Raw genomic sequence first — 22,524 nt, forward strand, 5'->3', positions numbered from 1 at the left:
GTCATTCGTGCATAAGGAGTAGGCATATGTGTTCACCTTTGCGCAGGTTACCGGCCGCGCGTTGCGCTGTGCTGGCGATGGTCTTGTTGGGCGCGGTCAAGGTGCAGGCGGCCAGTTCGGTGCTGATCTGGCCGATCGATCCGGTGCTGGAGGCCGATCAACAGGCGAGTGCGTTGTGGCTGGAAAATCGCGGCGATGAAACGGCCAATCTGCAGATCCGGGTGTTTGCCTGGAGCCAGAGTGGTTTCAGCGATCAGTATCAGAACCAGCGCGATGTCATTGGCAGCCCGCCGGTAGCGAAGATCGAACCCGGGCAGAAGCAACTCGTGCGCTTGACCCGTACCCGGGATATACCGCCGGGGCAGGAGCTGGCCTATCGCATCATTATCGATGAAATTCCCTCGGCCAGACCCGTGACGGCTGAAGACGGCAAAACCGCTGCGGCCATTCGGTTCCAGATGCGTTATTCGGTACCGCTGTTTGCCTACGGCGCCGGTCTGTGGAGCAAGGAAGACATGACCCGTAAACGCGACCCCAAAGGCGCCGGTATGGCTGATCTGAGCTGGCGTAAAGTGGCGGTCGATGGTCGTTCCTATGTGGAAGTGCGCAATCAGGGCGCGGTGCATGCCCGGCTGACCGATGTCGCGTTCAAGCAGGGCGGTCAGACACGGCCGCTGGTTGAGGGGTTGCTCGGTTATGTGTTGCCGGGGGCGATCATGCGTTGGCCGGCACCGGAATCGATCACTGCGGATCAGGCATTGCAAGTACGAGTCAATGGTAAGCCGCAGGTTCAGAGTATTGCGCCGGGACGGTGACAGTCCGGCGATGGAGACAGTGTGGCGAGGGAGCTTGTCGGATCGCCGCACCGTCCCGCTCGGCTGCGAAGCAGTCGTAAAAATCTGCAGCCGCGTTCTACCCGATAAAACGATGCCGATGATTTTAGGGCCGCTTCGCGACCCAGCGGGAGCAAGCTCCCTCGCCACAGGTGTTGTGCGCGCCTCTTGATCGCCACAGTAAGGAAATGTCCATTGACGGACGTAAAGCGGTGATGAGCCAGGATTGGGCTCGCAGTATCAAGCGTCCGCTGTGGGCCGCGATTGGCCTGTACTGTCTAGTATTCGCCCAGCAAGGCCTGGCGGGTGACCTGCCGCCAGCGCCCAGCGGCATGGAGGCGATTGCCGATGCACACCTGTTTCTGGAACTGGTCGTCAATCAAATGAATACCGGGCGTGTGGTGGCGGTGGAGCAGCGCGGCGGGCGCTTCTTTGTACCGGTCGCGGCGTTGCGCGAAACCGGTATGAAATTGCCACAAGAACTCAGCGGTGAGGTTGCCCTCGACAGCCTGCAAGGCTTGCATAGCGACTATGACAGCCAGGGTCAACGGCTGTTGTTGAACGTCCCGCCGGACTGGTTGCCGGAGCAGTTTGTCGGCAATCGCGAGACTTACCCGCGCACCCCGGCGTTGAGCAGTTTTGGCGCCTTGCTCAACTACGATCTGTACCTCAACGACACCGACGACAGCGGCACCTACCTCGCGGCCTGGAACGAGGTGCGGCTGTTCGACAGCTGGGGCACGCTGTCCAACACCGGGCAATACCGGCGCACGATTTCCGGAGTCAGCAGCGGCACGCTGAACAATGGGTATCGGCGTTACGACACCACCTGGCGTGACTCCGATGACGAGCGTCTGCTGACCTACGAGGCGGGCGATCTGGTCAGCGGCGCCTTGCCCTGGAGCAGTTCGGTGCGCCTGGGCGGCGTGCAGGTGTCGCGCGATTTCGGCGTGCGCCCGGACCTGGTGACCTACCCTTTGCCGCAGTTCGCCGGGGAAGCGGCGGTACCGTCCTCGGTCGACCTGTTCATCAACGGCTACAAATCCAGCAGCGCCGAGCTGCAGCCCGGTCCCTACACGCTGACCAACATTCCGTTCATCAACGGTGCCGGCGAAGCGGTGGTGGTCACGACCGATGCCCTTGGTCGACAGGTCTCGACCACCGTGCCGTTTTATGTCACCAGCAACCTGCTGCAAAAAGGCCTGATGGATTTCTCGGTAGCCGCCGGTACCCTGCGCCGTGACTTCGGGATTCGTGATTTCGGTTACGGTCCGGGTGTGACCTCCGGCAGCCTGCGTTACGGTCTGAACGACAGTCTGACCCTCGAAAGCCATGCCGAAGCCTCGGACGCGCTGACCCTTGGCGGCGTTGGCGGCAACCTGCGCCTGGGCAATTTCGGCGTGCTCAACACGGCGGTCAGTCAAAGCCGATTCGACGGCAACAGCGGACAGCAAGTCAGCCTCGGTTATCAATACAGCAGCCAGCACTACAGCGTTTCTTATCAGCGTATGCAGCGCCGCGACCAGTACGCCGACCTGACCGTTGTCGACAGCCCCTATATCAGCCTCAGCCAGCGCAGCGAACAGCTGACCCTGAGCGTCAGTCTCAATGGCTGGGGCAGCCTCGGCGCGGGCTATTTCGATGTGCGCGCGGCCGATGATTCGCGCACCCGGTTACTCAATCTGACCTGGAGCAAGCCACTGTGGCGCAATACCAGTTTTTACTTGTCGGCCAATCGCGAGATCGGCGATAGCGATTGGGCGATGCAGGCGCAACTGGTCATCCCCTTCGACCTGAGTGGCAGCCTGAGTGTGAGTGGCGAGCGCAACAAGACTGGAGAAAGCCGCCAGCGCGTCAATTACAGTCGCGCTGTGCCCAGTGCAGGCGGCATGGGCTTCAACCTCGGTTATGCCCACGGCGAAGGCCCGGATTATCGTCAGGCCGACCTGACCTGGCGTCTGCAATCGGTGCAATTGCAGGCCGGGGTTTACGGCAGCAGCGATGCCGAAACGCGTTGGGCCGATGCCAGCGGTTCGCTGGTGTGGATGGACCGCCAGGTGTTCGTCGCCAATCGTATCGATGATGCCTTCGTCGTGGTCAGCACCGGTGGATATGCCGATGTTCCGGTGCGTTACGAGAATCAACGGGTTGGCCAGACGGATAAAAATGGTCATCTGCTGGTGCCATGGAGCAGCGCCTACTACCGCGGCAAATATGAAATCGATCCACTGAACCTGCCGACCAATGTGCAGAGCTCGAATGTCGAGCAACGGGTCTCGGTGCGCCGGGGCAGTGGCTACCTGCTGGAGTTTTCTCTGAGCCGGATCATTGCCGCGAGTGTTGTGTTGGTGGACGCGCAGCAGCATGAATTGCCCCTGGGCAGCCGTGTGCGGCACGAACAGAGCGGGGCATATGCGGTGGTCGGTTGGGACGGGCTGGTCTATCTGGAGAACCTGGAAGAGCACAACAGTTTGCAGGTGACCCTGGCCGATGGCCGGACCTGCCAGGCGCAGTTCACGCTGGAGATGAAGCAGGACCAGGTGCCGTTGATCGGACCGCTGCTGTGTCAATGAAAACGCCAATGAATAGAACAGAGAGGTGGATTGTGCAATTTTCTAATCGATGGCCGGGTAAAGTGATCGGGCTGATGGCGATTTTTCTGCCGTGTCAGGCCTATGCCTTGTGCGATGTGGTCAGCACTTCACCGGCTGGTTTTGGCTCAATGAGTTCGATCGCGGTGCGTACCACTTTGCAAACCAGTTCCACCACCAATGCCGGTTTGAGTTGCACCGGTTCGTTGGCGTCGCCGTTGGCCAGCGATGATTATTTTTACGCCACCATTACGTCGGCAACCGCTGGGGTGGTCGGGCCGACCAGTGATGTGATTGGTTACACACTGTTTGCCAACAACAGCACCAGCCATCCGATCACTCGTGGCGTGGCGTTCGACTTCGCCCGATCTTCAATCATCGATAACCTCGGCCTGCTGTCCAATCCAGTGGTTGCCAAGGCCGTACCGATCTACCTGAGTACGATTATCGGCAGCAACGTGGCTGCCGGGATTTACTCTGAAACCCTGAACATTTTCTGGAGCTGGGATTATTGCCATGACTATGGTGGAGGCGGCAGTTGTCAGGGGCGAGACATCAACAGCGGTTCCACCAGCCTGACTGTCAATATGACCGTGGACAACGACTGCACGATCACTGCACCGAACATCAGCTTTGGCAGCGCCTCGATAATCAGCTCCTTCGCCACTGTCACTGGCCAGACTATCAACCTGGCGTGCACCAAGGGCAGTGCCTACACGGTGGGGCTGGACGATGGTCAGCATGCTGTCGGCGTGGGCGGGCGCAGGCGGATGATCTTGGGCGGCAATTATCTGGCCTACGACATCTTCAAGAGCGCCGGAACCACCCGTTGGGGCAGCGTCGGCACGGCCCGCCGCGCCAGTTCCGATGCCGAAGTCAACCCCGGCAACGGCCTGGGCACCGGCAGCCAGATCTTCAACTACACCGCCAAAATCTACACCGACCAGAGCACGCCGCCACCGGGAACCTATCTGGACAGTGTGGTGCTGGATGTGGGGTTTTAGAAAGAGTCTGAATATAGGATTGCGACCGTTGTAGCGGCTGGCTGCCCGGCTGAGTTCGACTAAGAATGCCCGGAATTAACCACTGTCGATTATTTGATTGATCCACGACTGATCGGCAGTCTGCGGTCGGTCCACAAGACTGCCGTCACCTGCATTTCCCTGGAGTAGCGTATGAGCAATTTACCGCCAGCAAGTCCTGAGCATGCTGAAGCTTTTGCGCAAGGGATTGCCATACCCACGCTTATGCGCTGGAGTAACACGATAGCCAGCAGGTGGGCGCGCTATGGTCTGGTCGCCGTTCTGCTGGCAATCAGTGGCTTTGCGGTGTGGTCGTCAATCACCACCGGACGCCTGGGGCAGGAGGCGATCGCCTCGAGCGTTCTGTCCGACCACTACACAGCGGCGGCGACTGCGCTGGCAGCCGCCGAGTCTCTGGAGAATAAATATCGGCTGGACCCCAGTCCGAAGCTACGTCGTAGCTTCAAGACTGTCGTAGCGCAACTGACCATTGCACTCGAGCGTATTCACCGCTCCGGATCACCTGTGGACCACCTCCTGGTCGAGGATGTCCGTACGGCACTGATCCTCTACCTGGAAAGCATCAATAAGGTGTTCGATGCCGTCGATCGTGGAGATGACGCGCGGGGGCGCCGGATCGACAACGAGGAGACCGACCCGCGATTCGAAACGATTGAAAGAGTCGTCCTGCAAGCCGCGGCCGATCAGCACGAGGAGTCTATCGTGGCGCTGGAGAAGCTACGCACACGGGAGGCCTTTAACGCCAATAGCACGCCCATCGTTTTTATCGCCGGGCTGCTTCTCGCCGGCCTGTTCGCCCAAGTGCTGTGGCGTACGCGGGTCGAACTCGACAGTCAGCGCAAGGATGCCTTGCACGCGTCGCTACATGACAAGCTCACCGGGCTGGCCAACCGGACCCTCCTGGCTGACCGTTTCGAGCAGGCACTGCGCCTTGGTCGCCGACAGGGGTCAACCACGGGCCTGTTGCTGATCGATCTTGACCGCTTCAAGGACGTCAACGACACCCTGGGGCACCACTACGGGGACAGCCTGCTCGACCAGATCGGCAAGCGGCTGATCAGTGAAGCGCGGGAAATCGACACGGTCGCCCGGTTGGGAGGTGATGAGTTTGCGATTCTGCTTCCCTCCGTCGAAGGCCTGGAGGGGGCATTGAAAGCAGCGCAACGGCTGCACACCGCGATTACCGCATCGTTCGAAATCGACGGGATCGAACTGGATGTCGAGGCCAGCTTTGGGGTCGTGGTGTCGGGTCTGCACGGTGACGATCCTTCGACGCTCATGCAGCGCGCCGACATCGCTATGTATGCGGCCAAGAAGCAGGGCAAGGGCATACTCGCCTACGACCCGGGAGGGGATCGGCGCTCTCCGGAACGCCTGGCAATGCTCGGCGAATTGCGGCGAGGTCTGGATCGCGGCGAATTATTCCTGGAGTACCAGCCCAAGGTCAGTCTGAGCACAGGAGACGTCACCGGAGTCGAGGCGTTGGTGCGCTGGCAGCACCCGGTGCGCGGTCTCGTCAATCCGGATGAGTTCATTCCGTTTGCCGAACACACCGGAATCATCGGCGCTCTGACTCAATACGTGCTGAACCTTGCGCTGTCTCAGGTGCGGGCCTGGGGCCACGCCGGGATATGCATACCGGTTGCCGTGAACATTTCTGCACGCAACCTGCTGGACGACAAGCTGGTAACTCAGATTGTCGACCTGCTTGAGCACCACCAACTGACCCCGAACATGCTCGTACTCGAAGTGACCGAGTCCGCCATCATGCTCGATTCCTATGCTGCTCGTACCCTCCTGATGCAGCTGCATACGCTGGGCATCCATATCGCCATCGATGATTTCGGCGTCGGCTATACCAGCCTGGCTCAGTTGAAGGACCTGCCCATCAGCGAACTCAAGATCGACAAATCCTTTGTACTGGCCATGCGAAGCGATCCGGCCAACGAACTGATCGTACGGAGCGTCATTGACCTGGGACATAACCTTGGCATGAAGGTCATCGCCGAAGGCGTAGAAACAGCCGAGTTGCTTGATGCGCTGGGCGGTTACCGCTGCGACATGGCCCAGGGTTTTCACGTCTGCCGACCGGTAAGCGCCGAAGCGTTCATGCAGTGGTATGAAGAGCGAGAGCGCAAGTAGCTGAACAGCTCTCACAGACCCACCAGCACCGAGTGGCGCAAGCTCGCTCAACAAGCCGGTACGTTGTTGGCGAGGACAGCCGAATGCATAGGCAGACGAAGTAGGGGGCGAAATTCGCATCTTGCCAATCAAAGTGGGCACTGGCGACAGTCCGCTTCTGGCCGATAGCTGCTGGTCGCGACATACTTCCAACGACCCAGGCGGGCAGTCGTTAGCGATAGAAGTTGGCCAAAAGCAGGCGCCTCTCGGGCGCAGAGCGCGGGCTTGGGAGCCGTGCCGGTCAAACGGGGCAGGCTCCCTGCGGATACTCAGTCGAGCAGCATCCGACCAAGCGATTAGCCTTGCCCAAATTCATCGATTGCACTCAGCCCCGATGTTCGGCCACCAACAGCAACGACTGCGGCACAGGACTTTGCGGGTGCTGTGGCTCCTGCAGGCCGGCCAGCCGAAAACCGGCCATGTCCAGTGCATTGAACCAACTGGACAAGGTGCGCAAGTACCACGGCATGGGTTGCCACTGCCCCTTGAACCCAGCGAAGGTCTCTTCCCGCCAACCATCCTGATAGTCACCCGCCGCCGCGGTCCACGGATGCAGCGTCTGGATCACCAGCGCGCCGCCAGGGGCGAGCAGGGCGTTCATGGCGACGAGCAGCGGGATGATGTCCTGGTGCAGCAGGGCGAAGTTGGCGCAGATCAGGTCGTAGTCGCTGCCGATGTCCACCTTCGCTTCCACCAACGCTTCATAGCTCGCCAAATGCACCGGCGAAGAGCCCGCCGCCCGGGCTGCCTCGACCAGCGTCGCATCACCATCCACACCGACCGCCTTGATGCCCCGTTCAGTCAGCGCACGCAACAGCCAGCCCTCGCCGCAGCCCAGGTCGAGCACGCGCTCGGGCTGACGACCCAGCACCGCCAGCAGGATTGCCTGGTCGGTGACTTTTAGGCGGCTTTCGATGGCGCCGGTGCGGATGGCTTCGATCCAGGATTGGGCGTTGTGGTGCCAGCTTTGAAGAAGGGTGGATTCGGGGGCGGGCATATCGATGTCCGGAGTTATTGGTTGGATGGAAGGATAGGACAAGTGCGGGTGGATCGCAGACGCTTTACCGGCGTCCGGTCGAATGGCTGGTCGGCAATATCCCGCAAGCAGGAGTCGTGTTCGCCATCCAGGTTTACACAAGTTTGTTGAAGTGGCCGTCACGGGGGCCACCAAGCTAGCTTTAGGCAATTCGCCGGCACTCTGACGAAGGGACTGGCAGGGTTTTTCAGGAGACCGAAGCGAAGCACGTCCGGCCACCGCCGTGAAAAACTGGCGTCTTGATCAGATGCCCTCGGTCATGACCGACTGGTGTTCGGTCAGGTGGTTGAGCACGAACCGAACGGCCCGCTTCACTGCCGCTCCATTAATTTTTGCACTCCGCCAACACCACTTTGCAGGTATCCGGCGTGCCACCGGATCGGCCGGCATAGCGTATGCAATTATCCAGGGATTTTTTGCGAGCCATGCTCAAGGTGGAGCCCCAAGCCAGGCCACCCTCGCCGGCAGTGGGTAGCGCTTTTGCATAGCAGCTGTCGCCTATGCTTGAGGCCGAATAGCGAGCCGTCGCGGCTTTGCCTGCACATCCCGCGGTCAGCGCCAGGTTGATGGCGAGCAGGGAGGGCAGGACCCATGAGCACTGGCGCGCTGTTTTTCCGGTCATCCCATCTCCCCTGTATCAAGAGGCTAGAGGCATGTTTGTGGTCGTGTTCTATTCAGATTAGACGGTGTTGTGCCTGCCCTTGGGTCGGTTTAGCGGAATTAGCGCATTTGGGTCATTCTTGCAGACAGCCGGAGTAAAACGTACGACGGCGAGAGGCGATCCGTTTGCGCACAGCGTGGCCTTCCAGCGCTCCGCTATTTGTTGAGTGCGCCAACGCGGGTTCAATACCGATAATCGCCTAGAATGAAGTCACCGTTATCTCGCTGTAACCGTTGCGTATCAGCGGGTAGTTCGATCCGGACTGGATAGTTTTCTCCCAATGGAAGTAGACATTGCGCGCATGGCACTTGAGCAACGACCGACTCTGCTGGATGAGATCAGCCTGCTGAAAAATCAGAGTGCGGCAAGTGCATCCGCGAGACTGTGTGGCGAACGATAGGGTTGGCCTCCCTGAGGAGCACCGATGTCTGCAAATATCTTCTTCGCGTGGGGATTGGCGGCCAGTACCGTGGTGGTACATGCAGTGGGTATGGCCCTGATGTTGAGGGCTCTGGATCGGTGGGCAACGGTGTCTCCGATCCATCTGTGGTCGATCAGCGGAAGGTTGGTATGGATGGCCTGCTACCTGATTCTGCTCCATGTGATAGAGATTTCTATCTGGGCAGCGTTCTATCTGTGGCAGGAATGTCTGCCCGACATCGAAACGGCACTTTACTTCTCCGGAGTGACCTACGCGACGATTGGCTATGGAGAGGTGGTGTTGGCGAAATCGTGGCGGCTGCTCGGTCCGATAGAGGGTTTGACCGGCATCCTCATGTGCGGTTTATCCACGGGTTTCTTCTTCGCTGTGGTTAATCACATTTACCAGAGGGTTCACGCGAAATCCGGCACCGATAACGACCTGTAGCCGAACATTTCCGTTTTGGAGTCGTCATCAATGCTTACGGATTGTCGGCGGTATCGCCTTGCCCCGCAACACCGCTCGCTGGACGCCATCGCTGCGCCTATGGCATCGTCGAAACAATACGCCATGTAGTAAACAGGATGAAAACAATGGAGGAGGGTGATGAGGTCGGCGCCAATGCGTCGATGGCGACGCTGAAGGCGTTCAATCGTTGCGTGTTGCACCTGGGTCGTCTTGCCCGAGATCGCGGTGCCTCCCAATTTATTGCCGACGGCTTGCAGGCATTTAGCCAACTGGTGCCCTTCGCTTCGGCATGGTGGGGTGAGATGTCGACGTCAGACGCCAGTACACCCCCTCAAAGCTGGATGCACGGGCGAATCAATTTGCCCGAGTCGTTTGTCGCCGAATGGCACAAAGTGGCGGTCAGCGACAGATTTTCCCAGGAGACCTTAAGTCAACCCGGGGAAGTTGTGCGCGACAGTGGGTTCACCGACCCCTGCGAGGAGGTGAACGACTTCGCACGGCGTCACGACCTCTACCACCTGATGTGCATCACCTTCGAGCTCCCTGAAAGCGGCTTGATGTTCTTCGTCTGTCTCTACCGTGGCCTTCATGCACCGGCTTTCAACGACAGCGAGGCCGGGTTGTTTTCGGCGTTCTGCGACCATCTGTTGCAGCTGTGGCGGTTCCAGGTGCAGGACATGATTCGCTTCGACACGGGCAACGGGGCGACTGACTTCGGGGTCGCCCGGATGGACGGCAGTCTGCTGTACGTCGGCGCAAGTCTATGCGCCGCCATTCAGCGCGAGTTGCCCGGCTGGAGTGGTTCAATGCTTCCCGTGGAGGTCATCGCGCAATTGCAAAAAGCGCCGTGTGTGATTCGCCTCGGTCGTTGTGCGCTGACACTGAGTCCTAACGCCGAGCATGTGATTCTGTCGCTCGAATCACAGTCGCGCGGGGCGGTGTTGGCGCCTCGCGAGCGAACGGCTGCGATGCTGTTCGCCGCTGGCCATTCCTATAAGGAAATTGCCAAAATCCTTGCGCTGAGTCCGGCCACAGTGCGCACCTATCTGCGCAACTGCTACCTGCAGCTCGGCGTCAAGAGCAAGGTGGAACTGGGTTCAGCCCTGCGTTCGCCGACTTCGCTTGCGCAAACTGCACGTCGTAATTAAGCGCAGCGCCTTAAGCCATAACGCATACCTTGTAGCTGCCTTGTGGCGAGGGGATTTATCCCCGTTCGGCTGCGAAGCAGTCGTAAAATCTGAACGCACGGTCTATTTGATGCACCGCGTCGTCTGAATCCACGACTGCTTCGCAGCCGAACGGGGATAAATCCCCTCGCCACAAGGCAGCTACAAAGTATGCGTTGCTGCTCAACTGACCGGTATTTGCCTTACCCCTCCTCATTTGTGGAGGTCCATCCGACCGCCGCGCTCTATAGGGTATGCCCTGCATACCAAGGGCTTGCGGCCGTCCGTTCGGGCCACTTCCAAAACTATAAAAATAGAGGTGAGGCAGTTGAAATTTTCCAGGCTATTTATCGCCGTTGCCGCGACAACGGCATTTTCCTGTGTGGCACTGGTGGGGTGTCAGACTCACGCTTCGACAGGCGCCGACATGGTCATGCGCAGCGGCTATGTCTACACCGTCGATGGCAAAAATTCCGTGCAGCAGGCGATCGCCGTCACGGGCGGGAAGATCGTTTATGTCGGCAGTGATGCAGGGGTTTCCTCTTACATCGGCCCGCAGACACAGCTGATCGATCTGGCGGGTCGCATGGTGATGCCGGGCTTCATCGATGCACACATGCATCCGGGGGACGGCGGCCGCGCCATGACCTTGTGCGACCTGAAATACCAGACGATGACCCGCAAGGTTTTCCAGGAGACCATTCAGACGTGCCTGGATGCCGACAAGGACAAAGGCCCCGATGTCTGGCTCGAAGTGGGTAGCTGGGACCGCATTGGCATGACCGGACTCGACGGCGACCCCGACAAGTCGACGCTGGACGCGCTCAAGACCAATCGTCCAATTCAAGTCCGTTCCACCGACTTCCATACGGTGCTGAGCAACTCTCGCGGCCTGGCGGTCGCCGGCATCAACAAGCACACGGCCAATCCCGGTGATGGCAAGTACGTGCGCGACAGCGCCGGCAGCCCGAACGGTATCTGCGAAGATGGAGCCGCCGATGCCATGGCCGCCGTGGTGCCGCCTGCCACCGACGCCGAGAAACTCAATCAGACCCGCGCGGCGCTCGACGCCATGCGCCAGCAAGGCATCACCAGTTTCTTCGATGCCTTGTCGGGGCCGGAAAACGGCAAAGCGTTTACCACCCTGCAGCAATCGGGTGAGCTGACGGCCCGGGCCTTGTTGGCGATCAAACTCGACCCTGCCGCCGCGGCTGCCGACCCCGACAAAACCATCGCCGAGGCCAAGGCACTGGCCACCACCTACGACCAGGGCGAAGCGAAACCGGCGCCGGGCGTGAGCATGCGTCACGTCAAGCTGTTCATGGACGGCATCATCAACGCGCCGGCCGATACCGGTGCAATGTTGACGCCGTACCTGCGCAACGCCGGCACCGACACGGCGCCGAAGTGGACACCCGGCAAGAACACCGGTGAGCTTTACTTCCCGCCGCAAGTGCTCAACCCGCTGCTGCTGAAGGCCGTTCAGGCCGGCCTCGATCCGCACCTTCATGCCACCGGAGACCGCGCGGTGCGTGACTCACTGAACGGCATCGAATACGTGCGCCAGCAACTGCCTGGCAATGGCTTCCGCCCGGCCATTACTCACAACGAGTCGGTGGACCCTTCCGACTATGGGCGTTTCAAGGCGCTCGACGTGACCGCCAACATGTCCTTCCAGTGGGCCCAGCAAGCGCCGTCCACGGTCGACGGTACCAACGAGCATCTGGGGCCTGCGCGATTTGCCCGCATGGAACCCTCCGGCAGCATCGCTCGTGCCGGCGGCCGTGTGGCGTATGGCAGCGACTGGCCGGTCGACCCGCTCGACGAGTTCCTGGCGCTGAAGATCGGTGTCACCCGCTCAGGTGATCCGCTGAACCCGCACAGCTATGGCCCCAAGTATGCGGGGAGGCTGAATGCCGACCCGGCGCTGTCGCGCACTGAAGTGCTGCGCACCATCACCATGAACGCCGCCGAGCAGCTGAAACTGGACGCTGTTGTCGGTTCGGTCGAGGTCGGCAAGTTCGCGGACCTGATCGTACTGGACAAAAATTTCATGCAGGTTCCCGAGGAGGAGTTGGCCCGAAATGACGTGCTGCTGACGGTCGTGGGCGGCCAGGTCGTGTGGGCCAAGGCGCCGTTCGTTGGCCTTGATCCGAAGGTGTTGTCCCAGGCATCAGCCTCCCGCCCAGCCCAATAAAAACAAGAGAGCGTTCCGATGCCGCGATTTATTCCAAACCTGTTGGCCGCAGCCCTGGCTTTTTCTTCGGTGCAGGCCATGGCCGCCGCTGACCTTGTGTTGTTCAACGGCAAGGTCTTCACCGCCGAACCCGGTCAGGGACTGGTCCAGGCGGTGGCCGTGCAAGACGGCAAGATCCTCAAGGTGGGTAGTAATGCCGAGATCAACGCCTTGGCCGACACCCGCACGCAACGGATCGATCTGGCGGGCAAGGTGCTGATGCCGGGAATGATTGATACCCACAGTCACCCGGTGGTGGCGGCCTTCGACAGCATGGGGGCCAACCTGCTGGATGAGGTCAAGCCGATGCCGGAGCTTGAACAGTGGATCATCGAACAGGATCAGGCGGGCATTGCGCGGGCCGGTGACGTGATCAGCATCGCCGGGGTCAGTTCGGCCTATTGGGACAAGAGCCGTGAGCTGGGCCAGCGCTTCAATCAGGGACGCTGGGTGGATCAACCGGTGGTCCTCAGCGGGATCGACGGGCACACCGGCTGGGCCAACAACGCCATGCTCAAGCGCCTGAAGATCGACGCGGCACTGGTAAAAGGTCTCTCGGAACAGGATCGCAGCTATGTGGGGCACGACGCGGATTTCACCCCCAATGGTTATTTTGCCGAGTCTCGCTGGGATCAGGTACGCAGCCAGATCCCCGCGCCCAGCGACGAGATCATGTTGAAAGCCGCTCGCGAGGCAGTAAGGGTCAACAATCAATACGGGGTCACCGCCTGGATGGACGCCGCCGCGAATGCCGGCAGTGGCGATTCGTTGTTCGATTTCAAGGCAACCGAGCAGAGTTACGGCGTGCTGCCGCTTTACCGTGAACTGGCGCAGAAGGGTGAACTCAATGCCCACGTCGCCGCGCTGCTGTTGGCCAACCCGAAAAGTCGGCCGGCCGACCTTGAGGTGCTGGCCAAGGTCATGAAGAAATTCGAGGGTGTGCCCAACCTGAGTTTTCCTGGCATCAAGGTATTCGCTGACGGCGTTCTGGAGTTTCCGGGGCAGACGGCAGCGGTCATCGTTCCCTTCAAGAACAGCCATAAAAACGGTCAACTGCTGATCGACCCCGCGCACTTCGGTGAGTTGGTCGTGGCAGCAGAGAAGCGCGACTGGATTGTGCACATGCATGCGGTCGGCGACCGTGCGGTGCGTGAGTCACTCAATGGTTTTGCCTATGCTCGCAAACTCAACCCGACACCGGCGGCTCATAGCATCAGCCACTTGCAACTGGTCAACCCGAAAGAGTTTCCGCGCTTCAAGCAGCTTGGCGTGATCGCCTCCATGCAATTGCTGTGGGCCACCGGCGAGAGTTACACCGTGGAGTTGGTCAAACCCTATATCAGCGCGTTTGCTTACGGTTATCAGTATCCGGCCAGGTCGCTGCATAACGCCGGTGCGGTCATCGCCGGAGGCAGTGACTGGCCGGTGTCCAGCCCCAATCCGTGGAACGCCATCGCTCAGGCCAGTACGCGCAAAGGGCCGCTGGGTGTGTTGAATGCCAAGGAAAGCATCGATCGCCAGACCATGTTCTACGCCTACACGCTCAATGCCGCCAAAGCCTTGCGTCTGGAGCAGCAGATTGGTTCGCTGACACCCGGCAAACAGGCCGATCTGATCATCCTCGACCGCGATGTCTTCAAGGTCAGCGATGACGAACTGTTCGACACCAAGGTCCTGAAGACCTTCTTCGCCGGCAAAGAGGTGTACGCGCCCGCGTCCTGACCCTCCGTTCACCCGCACCACGCAAAAGACCGCCCGGCTCCTCGTATGACGAGGGGCTCGGCATCGCCATGCCTGAAATAACCCGCACCTCCATAACAATAAGAGACTTGTATGAACGCACGCTCAGTATTGACCCTTGCCACGCTTGTATTGGCACCCCTGACCACCCAGGCCCTGACACTCAACGATGACTTCAATCTGGACATGACCCTGGGAGTCTTCAGCGACTACCGCACCCGTGGCATTTCGCAAACCCTGGGTGATCCGGCGGCTCAGGCCAGCGCCACGCTGGTGCACAGCAGCGGCCTGTACGTGGGCGCCTGGACCTCGAATGTCGACTTCGGCGGCGAGTTCAAGACGCGGCAGGAACTCGAGTATTACGCGGGCTACTACTGGCAGGCGACCGAGGCCATCAGCCTCGATCTGGGGTACATCAAGTACGACTATCCAAAGGAGAGCCAATTCAACCTGAGTGAGGTCTACGCCGTCCTTGACGTTTATGGCGTGAAGCTTGGCGCTTACTACTCAAACGATACGCCGAACTTCTTTGGCGAGGACCAGGACACCCTTTACACCTACCTCAGCTACAAAATCGAATTGCCGGCCGAGATCGGCCTGGACCTGCGCGTGGGTCGCAACGATGTCAAAGACCCGGCTTTCTGGTCCGCCAGCGGCGAAAGCCGTGATGCCTACAGCGAGTGGGAAGCCAAGTTGACCCGCAATTTCGTGGGCGTGACCTGGGGCCTTAGCTACATTGATACCGACCTGTCGAAAAGCGAATGCGCGAGCTGGTACGGCTATGGTGATCTGTGCACCGCCACTGTAGTTGCCAGTGCCAGCAAGGCGTTCTAAGCGTTAAAAGCCCTGCCAATCAGTTAACAGAAATCCAGGGTCGAGCGATCAATTGTGGCGAGGGAGCTTGCTCCCGCTCGACTGCGCAGCAGTCGCAAAATCGCATTGTTGTCAGTATTTTGGGGCCGCTTCGCAGCCCAGCGCGAGCAAGCTCGCTCGCCACAAAACACCTTTGCCCGTCTGCCCCTCATAAGAGAACACCGTCATGACCAAGGTCAGCGATAGTCAGCAGCGAAGTCCCCTGATCGAGACACGTTCGATCGATTACATTCCCGAGGCCGAGCGTCATGGCAGCCTCTACAGCCAGTTCACCCTGTGGCTCGGCGCCAACCTGCAAATTACGGCGATCGTCACCGGCGCTCTGGCCGTGGTGCTGGGCGGCGATGTGTTCTGGTCACTCATTGGCTTGCTGATCGGCCAGGTACTCGGCGGTGCGGTGGTGGCCCTGCACGCGGCGCAAGGACCAAAGCTTGGGTTGCCGCAAATGATCTCCAGTCGTGTGCAGTTCGGGGTCTATGGAGCCGCCATCCCGATTGTGCTGGTGTGCCTGATGTACCTCGGTTTCAGCGCCACCGGCGCGGTGTTGTCGGGGCAGGCGATTGCCCAATTGATCCATGTCAGCGACAGCGCCGGCATCCTGATTTTCGCCTCGTGCATCGCGTTTCTGACGATCTTCGGTTACCGGGTCATCCACCTGGTCGGCCGGGTGGCCAGCGTGCTGGGCATCATCGCCTTCGTCTATCTGTTTACCCGGTTGATGACCCTCAACGATATCGGTCTGCTGCTGGAAAACCGTCACTTCGGCTGGAGTACTTTCCTGCTGGCGGTGTCGTTGTCCGCGTCCTGGCAGATCGCCTTTGGCCCTTATGTGGCTGACTACTCACGCTACCTGCCGAGCAAGACCTCGTCCTGGAAAACGTTCGCTGCCGTCGGGCTTGGAACGGTGCTGGGCGCCCAGGCGTCCATGGTATTGGGGGTGTTCGCCGCGGCGTTGGCCGGTGCGAACTTCCGCGGTCACGAGGTGGCGACTATCGTCGGGTTGGGCAGCACCGGTGTGATGGCGTCGTTGTTGTACCTGAGCGTGGTGTTCGGCAAGGTCACGGTGTCCACGCTCAACGCTTATGGCAGCTTCATGTGCGTGGCCACGATCATCAGTGGTTTCCGCAGTCGTCTCGAAATATCCGCCAGGCAGCGCATGGTGTTTGTGCTGGTGATTGTCGCGGCCTCCACCACGCTCGCGCTGCTGGGCCAGTACTCGTTTCTCAACACCTTCAAGTACTTCATCCTGTTTTTGCTGACCTTCTTCACACCGTGGAGCGCGATCAATCTGGTGGATTACTACTTCATCAACAAAGAGCGCTATGACATCCCGGCGTTGTCCGACCCGGCGGGTCGTTATGGCCGCTGGAACACGCGCGGGATCAGCGTGTATGTCATCGGTGTATTGATCCAGTTGCCCTTCGTCGATACTCACTTCTACTCCGGGCCGATGGTCGCGCAACTTGGCGGTGTCGATATTTCCTGGATCGTGGGTCTGGTGGTGCCGGGGATTCTTTATTACGGGCTGGCCAGGACATCAATGCCGGCGGTGGCCCTGAGCGGAACTGAAAGGCCTTAAGGAGGAAATCGGAAATTTGGGTGAGCTCAAAAAGATCGCAGCCTGCGGCAGCTTCTACTGGTGTACGCCGTCCCTTGTAGGAGCTGCCGCAGGCTGCGATCTTTTGATCTACATTTCCCTTTTCCCGCTCATCAAATCAATCCGCAAGGAGACGATCAACATGGCACTCCAGGCCCTGCGCGCCGACGCATCCCACCTCGATAAAATCGCCAGCCTGTTCGACGCCTATCGAGGTTTCTACGGCCAGCCGTCGAACCTGCCGCAGTCTCGCGACTTCATTGCCGAGCGCATCGCCCGGGACGAATCCGCGATCTTCTTCGCCCAGGCCCCCGGCGGCGAGGCGCTGGGTTTCGTCCAGTTGTTCCCGACGTTCTCCTCCATCGACGCGCACCGCACCTGGTTGCTCGGCGACCTCTTCACAACACCCGCCGCCCGAGGGCAAGGGGTCGGCACGTTGCTGATGAACACCGCGCGAGCCTTTGCATTGTTGACCGGCGCCAAAGGCCTGGTGCTGGAAACGGCCACGGACAATGTCGGCGCGCAACGGTTGTACGAATCCCTGGGCTATGTGCGCGATACGGGTTACTACACCTACTGCCTCGATTTGAAGCAACGCTGAGCCAACCGCTGCCGGTTACATCAGCGCGTGCACGATTGATTGAGCGGCGACTCTGCTTGGTCGAAAGCCGCCGCTGAATAGCGGCGGTAGCTGATACCAATTGGCCACCATATCCGTTAAAGTGTGCGCCGCCCGAGAGATGGATCCCGGGCAACATCTCATGGAGTTTTTCAGTGAAGTACCTCAGTAAAGTTGTCGCCGTTGCCCTGTTCGGTCTGGTTCTGGCGGGTTGCACCGGCACGCCGATGAACACCCAGCATTATGAAAGCAGCCAATACACCGTCCTGGGCCACAGCGAAGCGAGCGCCACAGGCCTGCTGCTGTTCGGCGTGATCCCGATCCAGCAGAACAACCGTTTTGTTCGCGCTCAGAACGCGGCGATCAAAGCCAAGGGCGGTGACGCGATGATCAACACCCAGGTGCAGGAAAACTGGTTCTGGGCCTGGGTCCTGACCGGTTACACCACCAAAATCTCCGGTGATGTGGTCAAGCTGAAGAACGTTCAGTAAGCGCAGTGCCCCGCCGGTTGGCGGGCGCGCGTTGATGTGAAAAAACCCGGTTTAGCCGGGTTTTTTCGTTGCTGGAGTTTGGATAATCGCGACGCTCAAATCTGTAGCAGCTGGCGAAGCCTGCGTTCGGCTGCGCAGCAGTCGTGAAATCAGACGACGAGGTGCTTCAGGAAGACCGCGAGTTCAGGATTTACGACTGCTTCGTCCGAACGCGGCCCGAACCGAACGCAGGCTTCGCCAGCTGCTACAAGAATTGCGTAAGTTGCGCGGTCAGTGGCCTTGCGTCACGCTGGCGTTTTGCGCCACCCGGTTCCTTCCCGACCACTTCACTTGATGGGCAGATCAATCTTATCCAACACCCGGTTCGCAGTGATCTCCGCCACCATGATGCTGTTTGAAATGCCTAGCAGGGCATAGCGCGACTCTCCGTCCAGATGATCCACCAACTGATGGACCATCACATCGACCGAGGCCAGTGTCTCGACCAGAAAAACCGCCAGGGTTTCGGCCGTGGCCTCCGGGTCCACGGAAAACAGGGTGCTGCGCGTTCGCGGAGTGGCTTTGATGTCGGCATTCGACGGGAAGTGGAAGTCGAGGGCGCGTTCGGCGGCCTCGTTGAGCTTCTTTGAATCGGGTTCGTACGGGGAGACCGGATCGGTGTCCGGCGGATTGGGTGTGACCTTGAACATAGTTGCAAACTCCTAAATTGGAGCCGCATCCAATTCGCGACTAAACGAGGGGAGGCAGCTGTGCGCAGGTTAGTCGACCGGGGGAGTTAGCAAAACCGGCGCGCCCGAGGGCGCCCTGCGCACAACCACCATTAAGCACAGGACTGAAATGCCTGACTGAATGACGCGTTATGCACCTTACTAACAACCACGGGCGACTAAACCCGATCACTGATGGGCAGTGACGGGAATCAAGTTACCGAGGGGCCCCCAGGCGCACAAGCCGGCGGATTCTGGCGCAGCCGTAGGCAACGGCGCAAGGTTTTGTAGCTTTCAGGACGTAACCTTGATGGCGTTTAAACAGGCACTCTCCGGCGATGTTTAATAGGCGCGTGCACACGCCCTGAGACGAACTAAGAACTATCCGTCCCGATGAGTATCGGGACCGAACAGGCCAAGTGCCATCCGTTGCTTCCCTTCACCCCGAGTGTCACCCTGCGCGCGTTAATCAAGGATCAAGCCCAAGGAATCAAGGATGAGCGGCTACGTACCCAACCCGCCTAAAAACTACCGCTACGAAGAAGCCAAGCCCATCGACATTCACGCCCAACGCTGGGCGGAATACGAAAAACACGGCAAAGAACCCGCATCCGCGCCACAAAAAACAGGCATCGCGTTACGTATCGGCGTGTTCTTCGATGGCACCGGTAACAACGCCAACAACGCCGCGGCGGGCCTGCTCTGCGGTGCCCATCACGCCATTGCGCCACAAGACATCGATGCCAGTTGCAAACCGTTCATGAGTGATCCGGACAGCAGCTATGGCAACGACACCAGCAATGTGAAAAAGCTGAGTGATCTGTATACCGTAACTCAACAAGCAGAAGGCGACGGGCCGCAAAAAAGCGCCTCCCGCGTCGTCTATGTCGAGGGCATCGGCACCCAGTCGGGTGAAAAAGACAGCGTCTTGGGTGCAGGCGCCGGACGCGGCGAGACCGGTGTTGCCGGGCGAGTCCAGTCTTCGTTCGCACTGATCAAGCAGCGCATCAACGACGTGTTGCTCGACAACCCCGGCAGTGAAATCACCTCACTGACGTTCGACACCTTTGGATTTAGCCGCGGCGCCGCAGCCGCCAGACATTTCGCCAACGAGATTGTACGTGCCAGGCAGGGCCCTCTAGGGGATGTCCTGCGCAGCAACCCCAACGCCTATAGCGCAAACTTCATCGACCAATACCAAAGCGGCATCAACATGGGCTTTATCGGCCTGTTCGACACCGTGCCATCGATTGCCGGCTGGTCTAATGTGGGAAATATCAAAAGTCCCGTCGCAACAGGCATCAAACTCTACCTTGATCGTCGTTTTTTCACTGACGTCGTCCAACTGGTAGCGCGTGACGAATGCCGAGCCAACTTTGCCCTGAGTCGAATCAAACCCGCCTTCCCGGAAATTACAGTACCCGGCGTCCACTCGGACGTCGGCGGCGGATACCTTGCCGAGGCTCAAGAGTGTGTATTGGTCAGTCCAATGCAAGCTTTGGAAGTGCCCCTGAACACCGACGTCGCTACTACCTCGATTTATCGCGACGCCATGAATGTTAAAAACCAGTGGCTAGCCAAAGGATGGCCGCCTGAGTTCCTGGAGATCGTCACACCCACTGCGTTCGAAGTGCCGCAACAGCAACAAGACCGGCTCAGCCCGGGCCTAAAACGCGTCTATGCCGCTTTGCAGCTCAAGCGTCCGGTGAGTGGCAAACTTTCATTCGTTTACCTACGTGTGATGCATCAATTAGCAAAGGAAAAAGGCGTTCGGTTTGACGATATTCAGGAGATCTCTGAACTCGCAGTTCCGCACGAGCTTCAAGCCCTGTGTGACAGATTTGTCGCGGGGGACTACAGCACAACACCGCAAGAAGAAAGACTGCTCAAACTGAAGTACATCCACACCTCTGCCAATTGGAACCACCCTTTAGGTAGAAACGATGGTAGCGGTCTCAGGGCTGTTTATATAAACGCTCCCACGCAGGACGCGATTCGCGTGCAGCATCCTCATGTACCTGACTGGACGCTTTGGTAATGAAAAGACTCATCACGCTACTGGGTATTTTGCTCATTGCCGGCTGCCAATCTGCCGACCCGCTTTCAGCAAAAAATGACCCCAGGTCCCAATGGTGGGAGCTTAATTTCGTCGAACCTCACTACATGAAGGTATTGGTGGAGGACAGCGCCGTAGAAGATATCAACGGCAAGCTGTTTTATCACACCGGTAGAGGGTCAGCTTCAGGCGGTCAACCAGAGGACGGCACAGAGTCCGCCAGAGGGTGGCGAGGTGTCGGCGGCTCGGGAAAAGCGGTGATCGGCGCCGATCTTCCCAAACGTATATTCGTGCGCTGGCAATCCATCGTGGAGCCACAGACCTATAAAGTCTGGGTCGACATTCCCGAGCAAGCCAGACAACTTATGTATTCATCGACCATGCAGCGCTGCCCGGCCACCCCAGAACAAGAGGGCCGGTACATGGCGTCTATCTATTTGGGCATGGCACCCGGCGGTGTCGTGAAGGTATGGGTGAGAGATTCCTGCCATCGTCCCGTCGAAGTGGCTCAAGCCAAAGCAGAAATTGAACCCTTGGGACCAGACCAGGGCAAGAATGAAGGGCGATATGGTTATCCCGTGAGTGAAAAGTCCAAGCGTTACATCGAGAAGTTTGGAATTCCGTACGGGAGCTGGTGAGCACGAAATAGTCCAACAAGGCAGCAGCGACCGTCGTCTCCGCTGCCTAAACTCAACACCTCAATTTTCGATATTCTCTTGCACCAAGCGCAAAACCTCGACCCCATTTATCTCGCTTCGGAACCCGAGCTTTTCGCGCTTGGCATCACTTCCTACCGGACCAACTCAAACCCCCCATCCTTCCCGCACAGCCCTTCGAATCCCTTCCAACAGCATCGCAAACGCCGGGTTGTCATTGTTCTCCCGCCAGATCAAATGCAGCTCGCTTTGCACACCTTCGCCCAAATCGATGTCGCGAAACACCACGTTCTTGAATACCACGCTGGTGGCGCAGCGAGGCACCAGGGCCAGGCCCATTCCGGCGTTGACCAACGCCAGGATGGTCAACGATGAGCCCAGCCATTGCACGTATTCCGGGGCGACGCGGGCAGAGCGGAGCATACCGGTCAGCAGTTCGTTGAACGGCGGGTAGGCGGCGTGGGAGTACATTAGGAACGGTTGCGCATCGAGGTCTTTGACCGACACGGTTTCTGCACTCGCCAGCCGATGGTGGCTGGGGACGGCCAGTACGAACGGTTCACGCACCAGGCATTCGGTGGCGTATCCCGGCTCCAGCAACGGCGCGCGAACGATGCCCAGATCGATACGCCGCGCACGCAAGGCTTCATGCTGCTGGTAGGTGTTCATCTCCGTCAGGTCGATTTTCACATGCGGCTGTTTGAGCCGCGCTTCGGCGATGACCTTGGGCAGGAATTCATACACCGCGCTGCCGACGAAGCTGATGTTGACTGAGCCGATGTCGCCCTCGGCAAAACGGCGGGCGGTGACGGCGGCTTGCTGGGCGCGCTCCAGCAGGTTCTGCGCTTCGATGAAAAACGCGCGGCCGGCGGCGGTCAGGGCGACGCTGCGGGTAGTGCGGGTGAACAGCTCGACGCCCAGGTGATGTTCCAGCAGTTGAATCTGTCGGCTGAGGGGCGGTTGAGTCATGTTCAACCGTTCGGCGGCCCGGCGGAAATTCAGTTCGGTCGCCACGGTGGTGAAACAGCGCAGTTGAGTCAGTTCGAACATTGATCTAATCCAGGTATCAATCGAATGCCAAGTTAGATTAGACGGGATCAATGTGCGCGTCCATGATCGGCTCGTCCCTAAAAAAACAATGAACGGGAG

18 protein-coding genes are annotated in these 22,524 nt (G+C 59.2%); 14 read left to right on the forward strand and 4 right to left on the reverse strand.

Annotated elements, in window-relative coordinates; translation table 11 throughout:
* Positions 1 to 26 precede the first annotated feature (26 nt).
* The 4 genes from ACYZTW_RS11475 (at position 27) to ACYZTW_RS11490 (ending at position 6,609) form a co-directional block, all read left to right on the forward strand.
* Positions 27 to 815 (forward strand): fimbrial biogenesis chaperone, encoded by a 789-nt coding sequence (locus ACYZTW_RS11475; protein ID WP_462004931.1) that lies wholly within the window; start codon positions 27 to 29, stop codon positions 813 to 815.
* 233 nt (positions 816 to 1,048) lie between these two features.
* A complete protein-coding gene (locus ACYZTW_RS11480; RefSeq protein WP_462005740.1) occupies positions 1,049 to 3,406 on the forward strand; it encodes a fimbria/pilus outer membrane usher protein in 2,358 nt (785 codons plus the stop codon).
* Between the two features lie 74 nt (positions 3,407 to 3,480).
* The gene (locus ACYZTW_RS11485; protein ID WP_462005741.1) at positions 3,481 to 4,428 is read left to right on the forward strand and encodes a Csu type fimbrial protein; all 948 of its coding nucleotides are present in this window, start codon (positions 3,481 to 3,483) and stop codon (positions 4,426 to 4,428) included.
* Between the two features lie 171 nt (positions 4,429 to 4,599).
* On the forward strand, positions 4,600 to 6,609 hold the full coding sequence (locus ACYZTW_RS11490; RefSeq protein ID WP_462004932.1) for a putative bifunctional diguanylate cyclase/phosphodiesterase: 2,010 nt from the start codon (positions 4,600 to 4,602) through the stop codon (positions 6,607 to 6,609).
* A 364-nt stretch (positions 6,610 to 6,973) separates the two neighbouring features.
* Here the strand turns inward: ACYZTW_RS11490 and ACYZTW_RS11495 are convergent, their stop codons facing one another.
* Together ACYZTW_RS11495 and ACYZTW_RS11500 are read right to left on the reverse strand one after the other, a co-directional pair.
* Entirely contained in the window at positions 6,974 to 7,645 is a 672-nt protein-coding gene (locus tag ACYZTW_RS11495) for a class I SAM-dependent methyltransferase (RefSeq protein WP_462004933.1), read from the reverse strand.
* A gap of 364 nt (positions 7,646 to 8,009) precedes the next feature.
* On the reverse strand, positions 8,010 to 8,306 hold the full coding sequence (locus ACYZTW_RS11500) for a hypothetical protein (protein ID WP_462004934.1): 297 nt from the start codon (positions 8,304 to 8,306) through the stop codon (positions 8,010 to 8,012).
* Between the two features lie 463 nt (positions 8,307 to 8,769).
* On the opposite strand from ACYZTW_RS11500, the gene ACYZTW_RS11505 reads away from it, so the two are divergent.
* From ACYZTW_RS11505 to ACYZTW_RS11540, 8 genes are all read left to right on the forward strand, one after another.
* Positions 8,770 to 9,213, forward strand: coding sequence for a potassium channel family protein (locus ACYZTW_RS11505; protein WP_462004935.1), 444 nt, complete (start codon positions 8,770 to 8,772; stop codon positions 9,211 to 9,213).
* Positions 9,214 to 9,359: 146 nt separating this feature from the next.
* Positions 9,360 to 10,382, forward strand: a complete 1,023-nt coding sequence (locus ACYZTW_RS11510) for a helix-turn-helix transcriptional regulator (RefSeq protein ID WP_462004936.1) — start codon at positions 9,360 to 9,362, stop codon at positions 10,380 to 10,382.
* Between the two features lie 346 nt (positions 10,383 to 10,728).
* Positions 10,729 to 12,597, forward strand: a complete 1,869-nt coding sequence (locus ACYZTW_RS11515; protein ID WP_462004937.1) for an amidohydrolase — start codon at positions 10,729 to 10,731, stop codon at positions 12,595 to 12,597.
* Between the two features lie 18 nt (positions 12,598 to 12,615).
* Positions 12,616 to 14,358 (forward strand): amidohydrolase, encoded by a 1,743-nt coding sequence (locus tag ACYZTW_RS11520; RefSeq protein WP_462004938.1) that lies wholly within the window; start codon positions 12,616 to 12,618, stop codon positions 14,356 to 14,358.
* Positions 14,359 to 14,469: 111 nt separating this feature from the next.
* Positions 14,470 to 15,210, forward strand: a complete 741-nt coding sequence (locus tag ACYZTW_RS11525) for a TorF family putative porin (RefSeq protein ID WP_462004939.1) — start codon at positions 14,470 to 14,472, stop codon at positions 15,208 to 15,210.
* 205 nt (positions 15,211 to 15,415) lie between these two features.
* A complete protein-coding gene (locus ACYZTW_RS11530) occupies positions 15,416 to 16,828 on the forward strand; it encodes a purine-cytosine permease family protein (RefSeq protein ID WP_462004940.1) in 1,413 nt (470 codons plus the stop codon).
* 160 nt (positions 16,829 to 16,988) lie between these two features.
* Positions 16,989 to 17,447, forward strand: a complete 459-nt coding sequence (locus ACYZTW_RS11535; protein WP_462004941.1) for a GNAT family N-acetyltransferase — start codon at positions 16,989 to 16,991, stop codon at positions 17,445 to 17,447.
* A gap of 173 nt (positions 17,448 to 17,620) precedes the next feature.
* On the forward strand, positions 17,621 to 17,956 hold the full coding sequence (locus tag ACYZTW_RS11540; protein WP_074878077.1) for a hypothetical protein: 336 nt from the start codon (positions 17,621 to 17,623) through the stop codon (positions 17,954 to 17,956).
* Positions 17,957 to 18,282: 326 nt separating this feature from the next.
* Here ACYZTW_RS11540 and ACYZTW_RS11545 read toward each other — a convergent pair whose 3' ends face one another.
* Positions 18,283 to 18,645, reverse strand: a complete 363-nt coding sequence (locus ACYZTW_RS11545; protein ID WP_462004942.1) for a DUF6124 family protein — start codon at positions 18,643 to 18,645, stop codon at positions 18,283 to 18,285.
* Between the two features lie 514 nt (positions 18,646 to 19,159).
* Here ACYZTW_RS11545 and ACYZTW_RS11550 point away from each other — a divergent pair.
* Positions 19,160 to 20,701, forward strand: a complete 1,542-nt coding sequence (locus tag ACYZTW_RS11550; RefSeq protein ID WP_462004943.1) for a T6SS phospholipase effector Tle1-like catalytic domain-containing protein — start codon at positions 19,160 to 19,162, stop codon at positions 20,699 to 20,701.
* On the forward strand, positions 20,701 to 21,357 hold the full coding sequence (locus ACYZTW_RS11555; protein WP_462004944.1) for a DUF2931 family protein: 657 nt from the start codon (positions 20,701 to 20,703) through the stop codon (positions 21,355 to 21,357). Before ACYZTW_RS11550 ends, ACYZTW_RS11555 begins: the two co-directional genes overlap by 1 nt.
* A gap of 165 nt (positions 21,358 to 21,522) precedes the next feature.
* On the opposite strand, the gene ACYZTW_RS11560 is transcribed toward ACYZTW_RS11555, so the two are convergent.
* Positions 21,523 to 22,425 carry a LysR family transcriptional regulator gene (locus tag ACYZTW_RS11560; RefSeq protein WP_309676737.1) on the reverse strand — a complete coding sequence of 301 codons (903 nt, stop codon included), beginning with the start codon at positions 22,423 to 22,425 and terminating at the stop codon, positions 21,523 to 21,525.
* Positions 22,426 to 22,524: the final 99 nt, after the last annotated feature.

It is taken from the genome of Pseudomonas sp. LB3P25, assembly GCF_054897985.1.

Excerpts from the sequence above, each read along its gene's own strand:
- ACYZTW_RS11475 (WP_462004931.1), top strand. The coding sequence starts at position 27 with ATGTGTTCACCTTTGCGCAGGTTACCGGCCGCGCGTTGCGCTGTGCTG.
- ACYZTW_RS11480 (WP_462005740.1), top strand. The coding sequence starts at position 1,049 with ATGAGCCAGGATTGGGCTCGCAGTATCAAGCGTCCGCTGTGGGCCGCG.
- ACYZTW_RS11485 (WP_462005741.1), top strand. The coding sequence starts at position 3,481 with ATGGCGATTTTTCTGCCGTGTCAGGCCTATGCCTTGTGCGATGTGGTC.
- ACYZTW_RS11490 (WP_462004932.1), top strand. The coding sequence starts at position 4,600 with ATGAGCAATTTACCGCCAGCAAGTCCTGAGCATGCTGAAGCTTTTGCG.
- ACYZTW_RS11495 (WP_462004933.1), bottom strand. The coding sequence starts at position 7,645 with ATGCCCGCCCCCGAATCCACCCTTCTTCAAAGCTGGCACCACAACGCC.
- ACYZTW_RS11500 (WP_462004934.1), bottom strand. The coding sequence starts at position 8,306 with ATGACCGGAAAAACAGCGCGCCAGTGCTCATGGGTCCTGCCCTCCCTG.
- ACYZTW_RS11505 (WP_462004935.1), top strand. The coding sequence starts at position 8,770 with ATGTCTGCAAATATCTTCTTCGCGTGGGGATTGGCGGCCAGTACCGTG.
- ACYZTW_RS11510 (WP_462004936.1), top strand. The coding sequence starts at position 9,360 with ATGGAGGAGGGTGATGAGGTCGGCGCCAATGCGTCGATGGCGACGCTG.
- ACYZTW_RS11520 (WP_462004938.1), top strand. The coding sequence starts at position 12,616 with ATGCCGCGATTTATTCCAAACCTGTTGGCCGCAGCCCTGGCTTTTTCT.
- ACYZTW_RS11525 (WP_462004939.1), top strand. The coding sequence starts at position 14,470 with ATGAACGCACGCTCAGTATTGACCCTTGCCACGCTTGTATTGGCACCC.
- ACYZTW_RS11530 (WP_462004940.1), top strand. The coding sequence starts at position 15,416 with ATGACCAAGGTCAGCGATAGTCAGCAGCGAAGTCCCCTGATCGAGACA.
- ACYZTW_RS11535 (WP_462004941.1), top strand. The coding sequence starts at position 16,989 with ATGGCACTCCAGGCCCTGCGCGCCGACGCATCCCACCTCGATAAAATC.
- ACYZTW_RS11545 (WP_462004942.1), bottom strand. The coding sequence starts at position 18,645 with ATGTTCAAGGTCACACCCAATCCGCCGGACACCGATCCGGTCTCCCCG.
- ACYZTW_RS11550 (WP_462004943.1), top strand. The coding sequence starts at position 19,160 with ATGAGCGGCTACGTACCCAACCCGCCTAAAAACTACCGCTACGAAGAA.
- ACYZTW_RS11555 (WP_462004944.1), top strand. The coding sequence starts at position 20,701 with ATGAAAAGACTCATCACGCTACTGGGTATTTTGCTCATTGCCGGCTGC.
- ACYZTW_RS11560 (WP_309676737.1), bottom strand. The coding sequence starts at position 22,425 with ATGTTCGAACTGACTCAACTGCGCTGTTTCACCACCGTGGCGACCGAA.